This window comes from Sorangium sp. So ce448, assembly GCF_051520915.1.
Classification (GTDB): domain Bacteria; phylum Myxococcota_A; class Polyangia; order Polyangiales; family Polyangiaceae; genus Sorangium; species Sorangium cellulosum_B.
The window spans coordinates 8,196,327-8,208,177 of sequence record NZ_CP150343.1 but is presented as its reverse complement, the minus strand read 5'-3'; the positions used below and the strand labels follow the sequence as shown (position 1 = coordinate 8,208,177).

11 protein-coding genes are annotated in these 11,851 nt (G+C 68.0%); 9 read left to right on the top strand and 2 right to left on the bottom strand.

The features are described 5' to 3' along the window. The first annotated feature begins 8 nt into the window (after positions 1–8). Complete coding sequence (locus WMF45_RS30850; protein WP_437708609.1) at positions 9–458, top strand: hypothetical protein; 450 nt, start codon at positions 9–11, stop codon at positions 456–458. A gap of 209 nt (positions 459–667) precedes the next feature. Here WMF45_RS30850 and WMF45_RS30845 read toward each other — a convergent pair whose 3' ends face one another. Then, positions 668–2,065: an RNA polymerase sigma factor gene (locus WMF45_RS30845; RefSeq protein ID WP_437708607.1), complete on the bottom strand. Its 1,398-nt coding sequence runs from the start codon at positions 2,063–2,065 to the stop codon at positions 668–670. 75 nt (positions 2,066–2,140) lie between these two features. On the opposite strand from WMF45_RS30845, the gene WMF45_RS30840 reads away from it, so the two are divergent. Together WMF45_RS30840 and WMF45_RS30835 are read left to right on the top strand one after the other, a co-directional pair. Further along, entirely contained in the window at positions 2,141–2,458 is a 318-nt protein-coding gene (locus WMF45_RS30840; RefSeq protein ID WP_437708606.1) for a hypothetical protein, read from the top strand. Between the two features lie 115 nt (positions 2,459–2,573). Next, complete coding sequence (locus WMF45_RS30835) at positions 2,574–3,686, top strand: hypothetical protein (RefSeq protein ID WP_437708604.1); 1,113 nt, start codon at positions 2,574–2,576, stop codon at positions 3,684–3,686. 498 nt (positions 3,687–4,184) lie between these two features. Here the strand turns inward: WMF45_RS30835 and WMF45_RS30830 are convergent, their stop codons facing one another. Then, entirely contained in the window at positions 4,185–4,328 is a 144-nt protein-coding gene (locus tag WMF45_RS30830) for a hypothetical protein (protein ID WP_437708602.1), read from the bottom strand. A gap of 178 nt (positions 4,329–4,506) precedes the next feature. Here WMF45_RS30830 and WMF45_RS30825 point away from each other — a divergent pair, with 178 nt between their 5' ends. The 6 genes from WMF45_RS30825 to WMF45_RS30800 all read left to right on the top strand — a co-directional run bounded on the left by WMF45_RS30825 (position 4,507) and on the right by WMF45_RS30800 (position 11,851). Then, positions 4,507–4,956, top strand: a complete 450-nt coding sequence (locus WMF45_RS30825) for a hypothetical protein (protein ID WP_437708600.1) — start codon at positions 4,507–4,509, stop codon at positions 4,954–4,956. A gap of 80 nt (positions 4,957–5,036) precedes the next feature. Then, positions 5,037–6,041 (top strand): hypothetical protein, encoded by a 1,005-nt coding sequence (locus WMF45_RS30820; protein WP_437708598.1) that lies wholly within the window; start codon positions 5,037–5,039, stop codon positions 6,039–6,041. 9 nt (positions 6,042–6,050) lie between these two features. Further along, positions 6,051–8,033, top strand: a complete 1,983-nt coding sequence (locus WMF45_RS30815) for a tetratricopeptide repeat protein (RefSeq protein WP_437708597.1) — start codon at positions 6,051–6,053, stop codon at positions 8,031–8,033. Further along, on the top strand, positions 8,030–9,067 hold the full coding sequence (locus WMF45_RS30810) for a sialate O-acetylesterase (RefSeq protein ID WP_437708595.1): 1,038 nt from the start codon (positions 8,030–8,032) through the stop codon (positions 9,065–9,067). Before WMF45_RS30815 ends, WMF45_RS30810 begins: the two co-directional genes overlap by 4 nt. A gap of 9 nt (positions 9,068–9,076) precedes the next feature. Continuing rightward, positions 9,077–10,534 carry an MBOAT family O-acyltransferase gene (locus WMF45_RS30805; RefSeq protein WP_437708593.1) on the top strand — a complete coding sequence of 486 codons (1,458 nt, stop codon included), beginning with the start codon at positions 9,077–9,079 and terminating at the stop codon, positions 10,532–10,534. A 9-nt stretch (positions 10,535–10,543) separates the two neighbouring features. Beyond that, on the top strand, positions 10,544–11,851 hold the full coding sequence (locus WMF45_RS30800; RefSeq protein ID WP_437708591.1) for an alginate O-acetyltransferase AlgX-related protein: 1,308 nt from the start codon (positions 10,544–10,546) through the stop codon (positions 11,849–11,851).

Here is an 11,851-nt window from a genome sequence, read left to right as displayed (position 1 = left end):
CAGTGGTCGTGGAGGATGAGAAAGACGAACGGGATTGCGCGGTGCTCCGCGATGTCGTGGTCGACGAAGCAGCTCGAGACAGACAGCGCCGGCTCATGTCTGCGTTTGGTGGCGTACTCAACTTAATGACCGCGTTCGCGGCGCCACGGTACCTCGCGCGAGCAACCACCGTAGAGCCGCTGCCGGAAGCGGAGATCCTGTCTCTTCTCGACGATCTTGTTGAAATGATGAAAGGGCAGACATGCGGAGAGAAGGAGTTGAAGATCCTCGATATCATACGGAGGATGCGGGCGTTGCTCGTTGGTTGGCGCTTCAGCACCGTGGCTTCTCCGCCGATCGTGCAGACGGCACGCGAGTTCATGGATGCGTTCGGCATCTTCGCGCCGGACGAGGGGTGGGACGCGTGGGAACCACCCCCCGAAGAGGAGCCTGGGCCGGGGGAGGCGTCCTCAGCTTAGGACCGCGGCCATCTGCGCGGGCGAACTTGCGATAGATCTTCGTCTCGAAAGGATCGATGGGGGGGGCTGCCATAGGCGCCTCCTTGGGTTGAGCAAAACGGCCTGATGCTGGCAGAGCCCGAGGGGCCATGGCAACGCCTGACGGGCTCAACGGGACGGAATGGCGCGAATCGGACGCTCTCCGCGGCTGACCGGGCCGAGGCCGCGTATCAGTCGCGGCGCGCCTTTGCCGGCAGCCGTCGCAGGAGCTCCTCGCGGTCTCTCGCGTAAGCGCCTCGCGGGAAGTCGCGCCGGTGCTGCTCGAGCAGGAGCCGCACGGCGTCGTGGCGACCGGCGGCGAGCCCCGCGAAGGCCTGCCGGATCAGCCGGACCTCGGAGGAGGGCAGTTGGATGCCTTCGCCCCGATGAGGGCTGGGCGGGTATCGCGGGCTCGCCGGGGCACGGCGCGCGGTCGTGAGGGCGCCGCTCACGTCGCTTTCGGCCCGCTCCTCCGAGGGCACCTCGAGGCCGGAGGGGACGGCCCTGCCGCGCTGAGCGGGCCATGCGGCCTGCGGGGAGCGAAGCGCGACCGCATGGGCGTTCGGCGGAGGGATCTCGCCGCGCCCGCCGGCGGCCAGCAGCACGAGCGCGCCCGCCACGACGCCGCTTGCGGTGCTGGCCATCGATCGGCGGACGGCACGTGGGGGGGCCAGCGACGCGTTCCACGAGCTCGCCGGCAGGCTGGCCGCGCCGTGAGACGGCGCGCGCCGGAGGGCGCGGCGAGCCAGGTCGAGCAGCCGCCGCAGCCGGCCTCCGTGGAGCGGCCCCGAGGAGGCGCGCGCTTCGGTCGCGCCGAACGCGAAGGCGAGCGGCGCAATCAGGGCGCCACGGCCGCGTCTCCGCGCTCGCCAGCGCCGCGCGGCGGCGTCGAGGCTCAGCCGCGCGAGCCGGAGGTCGTTCCACACGGTATTGCGCGGCATCGCGAGCTCCTCGGCGATGTCCTGGACCGCCTCCTCCTCGAGGTCGTGCGCGACCAGGATCACGCGGCGCCGCGGAGGGACCTCCTGGAGCAGATCTGCGAGGATGTCGCTCTGTTGCGCCTCGATGAGCCGTGTCTCGGAGTCCGGCGCTGCGCTGGAGAGGCCTTCCTGCGCCTCCTCCGGCCACAGCTCTTCGTGCCGGCGATGGGCGCGCTTGCGCTCATTGGACGTCAGGTTGAACGCGATCCGCCGGAGCCAGGTGCGCACGGTGGCGATGCGGGGATCGAACCGGGGCAGAGACCGCGAGGCGCCGTGGAAGATCTCCTGGACCAGGTCGTCCCGATCCGCGCCGCGGAAGCCCTGGCGCTCCACGTAGCGGCGGACCGTTTCCAGGTGCTCGGCCATGATCGCCTCGATGGTGAGCGGTGCTTCCTCGGCGGTGCTGTCGGTTTTGCGAGACGATTTCCCCATGCCTGCGTAGTTACCTGGCGAGCTCGTTCGACATTTGAAAATCGGCATGTCGGGTTGAGCCGAGGCCGGCTCGTGGTGTTCGCGCTCAGCGCACGCCGCGCAGCAGGGCGAGCGTTCACGCTGCGTGATCAAATTTAACTGACGATCGAGTCGGTACCGTCGCTTTCTCCGGACCAAGGCGGCTTGACCGAAAAGAGACCCGCCAGGTAGTATGCCGCGGACCCTCGGAAGATCTTCTCGGACAAGCTGGGGGTGTTCTACGTGAACCTGGAGACCACGCCGGGTTGCTCGCCGTGCGCCTGCGAGGCGCCGGCGACGAGCCGGTGCGAGGCGCTCGTGGTCGCCTGGGAGGATGCCGCTTGCAGTGACATCCTCGTCGGCGCCGATGTGGCCGAGCGTGGGATCTGCCTGGTTCCTGAGCCGACCTCCAGCTTGGCCAGCGTGAGCGCGACGTGGCTCTCGAACGAGCCGGGGACGTGCAAGCCGAGGGGCGGTGAATCCAGGAACGACAGGGTGATCGGCGAGGCCAAGACGGTCTGCTGTCTGCCGAAGGCGCTGGTGGCGCCGTGACGGCCCGGTCGAGAACACCGGCGGGCGGTTGGGCGCGCCGCCCGCGGCAGGAGCCAAGCGAAGGTTCAGGGGGTAGGGGCTCCTCGGGAGCGCGTGGGAAGGCGGTGAGGTCGCGATGATTTGGAACAGAAGGCGGTGGCTCCTGCGCGCGTTGATCTCCCTGTCGCTGGGGGGCCTGGGCGGCGTGCTGGTCATGGGCGGCTGCGGCAGCGCGGAGCCGCCGTGCGGCCTGCCGGGGAATCTCTGCCACATCACCAACGAGGACGGCACCAGCAACGGCGTCTGCGCCGGGAGGTGCGTGATACGACCGATGGTCGGTTTTTACGATCCGGTGCTGCTGTGGATCGGAGACCCTGACGAGCCCGAGCCGTCGTGCGGAGACCTCACCGGATACGACCTTCAGCGTCGCGACACGCAGAAGATCGCTCCGACGGTATTCTCCCGGCTGCGGTCGTTGCGGCCGGGCGAGGAGCCCTGTCCCAAGTGCGGATGCAGCGTTCCGCTCTGCTACATGCCGGAGCTGGTTGCGGCGCACTCGCACGCCTCGTGCGAGAACACCCCGGCGGAGACGCTCCGGCCGTTCAATCCGCCCCGGAACTGGCGAGGCGAGTGCACGTCTCCAGGGACCGTGCCTGCAGACGAGTTCAGCGCGATCTGGATCGCGCCGGGGCCGGACGGTTCGTGCACGCCGTTCACCGTGGACGAGCCCTCTCCGCCAGCGGGCCCTGCCAAGATCGCGATCGCGTGCAGTGGCGGGGTGGCAAACTTCGAGTGTCCAGTGGGCGGGGATGTCTGCCTGCTCAACCAGCAAGAGGCCAACGTGCCCCCCGGGTGGCGCTACTGCATGATCGGGTTGGAGGGGGATCGCGGATGCTACCCGCCCGCCGCTCCGGGGGAGCGGCCCGTGTTCTCGGAAAAGTTCATCTTCTATAACCGGGACCTCACGCGGAGCTGCGAGCCGTGCGTCTGCGTGCCCAGCCGCACGCCGAGGGAGTGCGTCGCGCGGGTGAGCGCCTACTCGGATCGCGCGTGCAGCGAAGACGCGCTCCTCGGGACGACGACGGTGACTGCCGGCGAGGTCGATCGCTGCCTGCTTCCCGAGGAGGATGGTGCGGCGCTCGGCAGCATCCGCGCCGAATTGGAGGTCAATCATGTGGGGTTCTGCGACCCGGCCGGCGGCGAGGCGCGCCCGACCACCGTCTGCTGCCTGCCGGAGCCCGAAGAATGACGCGGCCGTGAACGGCGACGGCCACGCGGACGCGGTCCTCTTCAATCTTCTTGATGGGAGGAGCCCTGCCCGGCGAAGCTGGCCATCATGGAGCGTGCTCGCTTCGCACGGGCTGCGAGCCGTCGCGAGGGCCTGGCCTGGTGTACCGCGCGTCCAGGTACGAACTTCGGGAACGCTGTACGAATACATGGTCTTCGCGCCTGTCGCGATGCTCGGGTTCGATGACGCGGCCCGCAAGGGTGCGGCTGGGCATCGCCGATGCCCAGGCAGAGGCCGCTGGGATCCCCGGGGCGCGCAGGCAAAAGAAGCCGGATCGCGCGCGAAGAAGTGTGGCGCGGCAAACCGAAGTGGCGGGACCGCGAGCGTCGTGACGCCTCGTTCATGGGTCGAAAGAGCGGGCCCCGGCCGGCGCAGAGCGAGACAAGGGGAGCGTCGGCGTGCCGCGGGCACACGTCGCCCTCCGGGCGTTGATCTGGCCCGGGATGTTGTCGCGATGCGCTATGCGGCGTCGCCGAGCGCCTTATCGCGCAGGACTGTGCTCTTCCAGTACGGCGGTCCCCGGTCGGGTGAGCGACCAGGAACGTCGGTCGGCTCGCCGAGCGCGGAGAGGAAGCGGGCGGTGCTGCTTAACTCGTTCACCATGGCGGCTCTCGTCTCGCGCACCCCGCCGTAAATTACCAGCGGTAGTGCTGCTCTCACGGTGGCCTCACAGTGGAAAGATGCCGACAGCCTGCAGCGATCTCCGGTGTAGGTTGCTTGATTTCGAGAATGGGTGCTTGCCTTGTTGCAAGATCGACCTTTCTCGCCCTATTCTGCGACGATGATTCAATCAAGCCGACGCCACTTTGGTCACCAAGTGTTGATGAGCGCGCTGCTGCTCGCGATAGCCGGTGTCGAGGGGAGCGCCCGGGCGGACGCGGTGGAACCCCTGGAAGTGACGGCAAAGCTCGTTGAAATTCCCTCCAAGATGCCCCCCGACGACCTGTACGATTACGCCTACGTGATGCGCTACCAGGTCGAGGGCGGGCCGCTCGACAAGCAGTTCATCCTTGTCGCGCACTACAAGCCGCTCGTGCCGCGCTCCAAGATCAAGGACAAAATGAAGGAGCAGGTCGGCGGAAAGCTGCGCAGCTTCAACCAGGGCGACGTTCACAAGCTTAAATTGAAGGCTGATCTGAAGGCCATCTGGAAAGGTGCACTCGTGGACGAATATGCCGCCACGGATCGCGGGAGCGTTCGCTACTGGTGCCTCCAGGTCGACCCGGCTTGACCGTGCGCTTGGGAGAGACTCGCTTGAACTTCAGACGACTACGTGCCCCGGGCGCCTGGCTGGTAACATGTGGTTTGGCCGTGGTCGCCTGCTTTCCGTTCATTGCGGCCGAGCGCGCGGCTCGGCAAAACGATGTGCGAGTGGCCCGCCTGGAGGCGACCCTCGGCGAGCGAGGCGACGCGCTCGCCGAGCTCGGACCAGCGCTGTCTTTACGAGTTTCACGGCTGGAAGGCCTGCTCTCGAGCTGGGAGACGATCGGCGGCTGCGGAGCCGGCAGCTCCACGGGCGCGGGGGGCGGAATCAAGTGGATCGGCCACAGCGTGACCGGGGGGCTCTTCGAGCTGCAGACGCTCGGCACGTACACGCATCTGGACGACGGCTACAACCTCAGCCTCAGCCCTCAAGTCTCGCGCAACTTGAACGAGAAATGGAATGTGGGGCTCGCGGTTCCGCTGCTCTACAAGTACTACCGCGACTACTACGGCCTGCCCGTGGACGTCTCGAACTCCGGCGTGGGTGACATCGCGGGGTTCGTCACGCGGCGCTTCGGCGAGATCAACTCCACCAGCCTGACGTTGCAGGTCGGTGTCCCGACCGGCGTGCACGACGCCCAGTACAAGAACGACTATCTCACGCAGGAAAAGCAGCTTGGCCTTGGCAAGGTGAGCGGCAGCCTGACGCTCGACCATACGATCGACAAGACGTGGGGGCTGATCGTGCTGGGCGGTTCGTTCGGCTACCGCGGCGGAGAAAACGAGCTGGGCAACTACCGCGCACCGGCGGCCGCGATCTACGGCTACTCGGGCTATTTCTGGGGGCCGCTCGTGCCGTCGCTCGGCCTGTCGCTGTCGCATTTCTTCGGTGCGGATCGTGACCGTGGGCTTGACCAGGAGGTGCAGCTGTGGGCAGTCACCGGCACGCTGGCCGTGGAGTGGTCGAACGCCTGGCTGGCGATCCTGGGGGGCGTGTCGCTGCCGCTCGGCTGGGACAAGCGCGGAGTCGTCGACGGCGCCGAGGGCAGCAGCCAGGGCGCGAGCCTGCAGCCGTGGACGGCAGGCATCGGCTTCACCGTCTCGCCGTTCTGAGACGCAGTCATGTCGCCCGTCGCCGCCCTGCTCCGCCATCGCACGCCGCTCGTGGCGGCGTTGCTCGGCCTGGGTGCGGCCTCGACGGGGCTCGCGCCTTCGGCCGACGGTGACATCTGGTGGCACCTCGCGGCAGGTCGCGAGATGGTCGCTCGGGGTGGGCTCCTGTTCACCGATCCCTTCTCGGTCAGCGCGCAAGGGCGTGCCTGGGTCGACGTACACTGGCTTTTTCAGCTCGCGGTGTACGCGGTGCACCAGGCGGTCGGCCTCGTCGGGCTTGTCTTGGTCAAGTGCGCGCTGATCGGCCTGGGCGCGGGCTTGCTCTACTTCGCGCTCGAAGCGCGGCGCGGCTCGTGGGCGAGGGGGCTCCTCGTGACGTCGCTGGTCGGCGGGCTCCTGGCGGCTCGCTCGCTCTTGCTCGTCCGGCCAGTGATAGGCACGCTCGTCCTGCTCGCGTTCTTCTGGTTCTCGCTCGAGCGCTTTCGGCGCGACGGCCGGGTCCGGCACCTGCTGCCATTGCCCTTGGCGCAGCTGGTCTGGGCGAATTTCCAGGGCCTTTCGGCGCTTGGCCCCGCGGTGATCGCGGCGTACGCGATGGCGGCGCTCGGCTGGGCGAGCTTTGGCCAGACGCGTGCGTGGCCATTTGCGCCCGAACACGCTTGTGCGCTGGCGCCGTGGGCGCGGGTACAGCAGCTGTTCGCGACGCTGGCGGGGTGTTTGCTGGCGACGTGTCTCACGCCGTTTGGCTTGCGCGGCGCCGCGTTGCCGGCGCTGCTGCTCGGGCGCTTGTTGCCCGGCGAGCACCAGGTCTTCGCCCACGACGTGGCCGAGAACCTGCCGCCCTTCGAGCTCGAACGCCTGTCAGACGGCGAGTTCTGGCACGTCAAATGGTGTTTGGCCCTGCTCGCTCTGTCCGTGCTCCTGGCCGGGCGCCGCTTGAGGCTGAGCCATGCGCTGCTGCTGCTCGGCTTCGCGGGGCTGGCCTTGATGAGCAACCGCAACGTGCTCCTGCTGTACTGGGTCGGGGCGCCGATCTTCGCGGTCAATCTGGCCCCGGCGCTCCGGCGGCTTTGTGTCTCGAGCTTTCGCCGCGCGGGCGTGCGCGCGGCGGTGGGCCTCAACGCGGCGCTCCTGAGCGCGCTGCTGCTCGTCTCGGCGTCGGCGGCGGCGCGCGAGCCGCCGCTGGCGGATCCGAGCCCGTTCCGGGTGCCGGCCGAGAGCGCTGCGCGCCTCGACGCGCTGCCCGGGGGCGACGTCTTCGCGGCCGATCATCACGGAGGCTACCTGATCTGGCGGCTCTATCCGCGGTTTCGGCCGTACATCGACACCCGGCTCGTGCTGCGCACCGCCGACGAGTTTGCCGAGTACCTGAGGCTCGCGGACGAGCCAGAGCGTTTCGAAGCGTTTCAGGCGCGTCATTCCTTCGGCTACGTGGTCTTGCCGGTGATGTTCCCCGAGCGCTACCAGCGCTTGATTGGCCACCTCTACGCGAGCCCTGACTGGAAGCTGCTCTACACGGACGGCTCGGAGGTGCTGTTTGCTCGCCGCGACCTCACGCCCGGCGTCGCGGAGCAGCCGTTCCGTGAAGCCAGCGAGACGGACCGCACCCTGGTCGAGCTGGGGCAGCGCTTCGGGGATTCCCCGAAGGTGCACGCCGCGGCACGTCTGAGCCTGGCCACGTTGCACGGCGTGCTCGGTCAGCTCGAGCAAGCGGAGCGTACGCTCGCGAGCCTCGACACGCCGCAAGCCCGGGCCCTCGAAGCGCGTCTTCGCTTCGCGGCGGGTGAGCTCGATGCCGCCGAGCGGCTCGCCCGGCAGAGCCTGGTTTCCCAGGACGACGACGTCGGGAGCCTGAATCTCATGGCGTTGATCGCCCTGCGAAGGGGCGAATCGGCGCAAGGCCTGGGCTTTCTACGGCGTGCCTTGCGCGTCCGGCCTTTCGACCCCGAAGCGACGAGGATCTTGGTTAACTTGGAGGAGAGTCGACGATGAAACCACTTCTCAACGTGAGCCTGTCCAGGTCTCGGTGGGCGCTCGTTTCCTTGTTCGCGCTGGTCGGCGGGCTCGCCTGCGGGGTCGCCGAGCACCCGCACGACACGCAGTCCGTCGGGGCGGGGGACGACTTCGGGCCTTCGAGCGGCGCTGGAGGGGCGACCACAACGGGTGGAGCTTCGGTTGGCGGTGCGATGACCGCGGCGAGCGGGAGCGGCGGCGGGAGCAGCGGGACCGGCGACGCGGGGGCCGGCGGTGGGCCGGCGCCTTCGGGCGTGACCATCAACCTTGGAGGCGTCGACGTCCCGCGGGAGCGCGCGATCGCCTTCATTCACATCGGTCACTCCAACATGGCCGGTCGCGCCACGAGGCCGCAGAGCTCACGCCCGTACCATTTCACGGAGACCCATCCGCACGCCTTCATGTACCACCCCGGCTCGGCGCCGGAGCTCGCGATCGAGCCGAAGACCGCGGGCGACACCGCCGCCGGCGGGCCGGGTACGGCGCTGGTCAAGGAAGCCGCGATGCTCGCGCCCGACAACTATTTCATCTCGCTCGGGTTCGGGTGGCCCTCGGCCTACTGCTCCCAGTTCATTCCGGGCGGCCTCTACTACGACAAGCTGATCGCCGCGCCGAAGGCTATCAAGGGGCGGGTGACCTTCGGCGGTATCTTCATCTATCTCGGGATCACCGAGCGACACGGAACTGCCGCCGACCGCACCGGTTTTCCCGACTGCATCAATACTCTCGTGACCGCCATTCGCAACGACGTCGGCGAGCCCACGCTGCCTGCGTTGATGAACGACTACGAGGTGGAAGGCTCGGGCGAGTTCGCGGTCGGCGGCGCCGTGGCGACCGCCATCCGTCCCGAGATCGAGAGGTGCCCGAGCGTTGTGTCGAACTTCGCGCTCGTCTCGGCCGAGGGGGTGGGCATGCAAGACGACCATCACTTCAATCTGGACGGCCATCGCACCTGGGTGCAACGAGCGCTCGCGACGATGAAGGACAAGGGCTGGCGCCCGTGGGCCCCGTGAGCCGCTGAGATGGTCTTCTCCAGCCATATCTTCCTGTTCTACTTCTTGCCGCTGGTACTGGCCGCGTACTACGCCCTGCCGGGCCGGGCCCGCACGGCCCTCATCGCCGTGTCGAGCTACGTATTCTACGGCTGGGCGAACCCGAGCTGGGCCGTGATCATGTTCTTCGGCTCGAGCGTCGACTACGTGTGCGGCCTCTTGCTCCTGAAGATGTCACGGCTGCCCGACGTCGACGGCCTGCCGCCCGTGATTGGCCCCGAGGTCGTGCGGACCCGCCAGATGAAGCTGGTGCTGGCGATCTCCATCGTCACCAACCTCGGGCTGCTCGCGGCGTTCAAATACACGGGCTTCGTCGCCGAGAACATCAACGCGCTTGGCGCGCTCTTCGGCAGCTCGACGCAGATCGTGCCGGTCTTGCACGTCGTTTTGCCGGTGGGCATCTCCTTTTACACGTTCAAGGCGATGAGCTACGCCATCGACGTGTACCGCGGTGACGCCCGGCCGATGCGGCGCTTCACCGACTACATGTGCTTCGAGGCCTTCTTCCCCGACCTGGTGGCGGGCCCCATCATCCGTTATGCGGCGATCGAGGAGCAGATGCGCGTGCGCCAGCACACGCTCGAGAAGTTCGCGCGCGGCGTCGCGTTCTTCTCGCTGGGGATGGGGAAGAAGATCCTGCTCGCCAACCCGATGGGGCACATCGCCGATACGGCGTTCGCCGGCGGCGCCAAGCACTTCTACGACGCGTGGTTCGGGCTGGTCGCCTACGCGTTCCAGATTTACTTCGATTTCTCCGGCTACTCGGACATGGCCGTGGGCTTGGCGCTGATGCTCGGCTTCGTGCTGATCCAGAACTTCGACTCCCCCTACAAGTCGCGCAGCATCACGGAGTTCTGGCGGCGCTGGCATATCAGCCTGTCCACGTGGCTGCGCGACTATTTGTACATCCCGCTCGGCGGCAACCGCAAAGGCCCCCTGCGCACGTACGCCAACTTGATGGCTGTCATGTTGCTCGGCGGGCTCTGGCACGGCGCCAGCTGGAACTTCGTCATCTGGGGCGGCATCCACGGTGGCATGCTCGGGGTGGAGCGCAGGCTCGGTAAAGCTCACCCGCTGCGCCGCCTGCCACCTGCTGTCGGCGTCGCCTTCACCTTCTTGATCGTGTGCTTGTCGTGGGTGTTCTTCCGCGCCAAGACGCTCGAGCAGGCGGTGACCTACCTGGGCTCGCTGTTCGGGCTCGCCGCCGTTTCGCCGGCGGCGGACGTCGTGGCGGGCGCATTCCACCCGCGGTACTACGTGGGGCTATTCGCCTTGGCCGCGGTCGTCATCTTCGGCATGCCCAACAGCTGGGAGCTCACGCGGCGCTTGTCCTTGCCACGTACCGCGTTCGTGACGGCCACGATGGCGCTCGCGACGTTGATGATGTGGACGCAGACCATCAACCCGTTTCTGTACTTCCAGTTCTGAGGCCGCGCGATGCAAAAGACCTTGCCTCCCTCGTCCTCCGCCATCGAGCGCAGCGGCGGTCCGACCGACCCGACTGGCGACGAGCAGCTGCGCCGCGGTATCATCGAGACCGACGTGAGTCGCGGCGCGGCCTGGCTGCTCACGCTGCTGTTTCTGGGGGCGATCTACGCTGTTCCGCTCGCGCAGGCCTACCTCGAGAAGAGCGAGGGTGAGGAATCGCCTCTCGCGGATCTGGTGCGCCGCCCACCGACGGCCGAGAACCTGCGTCAGCTCGAGAAGGGCATCGAGGACGCTTCGTACGTCAAGGCCTGGGTCCAGCCCCGCGTGCAGCTGCTGCTCACTCGTCGAGGCCGTGTGGGCAACAAGCTCGCGGTCGTCGGACACGGCGGCTGGCTCTATTACACGCCCGGTGTGCTGCACGTCGGCGGGCCCGGATTCCTGGAGCCCGAGGTGCTGCGGGGCCGCGCCAGGGAAGCGCTCGACGCAGGCCAGGAGCCCATCCACCCGGATCCGCGACCCGCCATCTTCGCGTTCCAGCAAGCGCTCGCGCAACGCGGGATCCGCCTCGTGCTCCTGCCGATGCCGGACAAGGCCGGGATCGAGCCCGGTCCACTTCTTGGGCGTGATGGGCGCGTCGAGATGGCGCAGAATGTCGACTACGACCGCTTCCTGAGCGAGCTTCGAGCCGCCGGGGTGGCCGTGCTCGACGCGCGCCGCAGCGTGCCTGAGCCCCGTACCGAGCCGCTCTTCCTCGCTCAAGATACGCATTATACGCCCGGCTACATGGAGCGCATCGCCGCCGACCTCGGCCAGCTCGTGATCGGGCTCGGGGTACTGCCACAGCTGGCGGAGAAGCCCGTGATGCGCGGCGTTCCGCAGCCGGCTTCGCGCGTCGGTGATCTTGTCGACATGCTCAAGCTGCCCGACGATCAGAGCCTGTTTCAAGCGGAGAGCGTCGTCGTGCACCAGGTGCAGGACGCGGCCGGCACCCCCTGGGAGCCTGACGAGGGCGCCGACGTGCTCCTGCTCGGCGACAGCTTCACCAACATCTTCACGCTCGAGGGGATGGGCTGGGGCAATGCGTCCGGCCTGGCCCCGCACCTGGCCCTGGCGCTTGGTCGCCCCATCGACGTGATCGCGCAGAACGACTCCGGCGCCTTCGCCACGCGCCAGGCGCTCGCGCGCGAGCTGAAGGCCGGCCAGGATCGCCTGGCGGGCAAGCGCGTGGTGGTCTGGGAGTTCGCTGCGCGCGAGCTGTCGGTCGGAGATTGGATTCCGCTGGATCTCCCGACTCCCGAGCCTGCGGGGGCTCCGTAG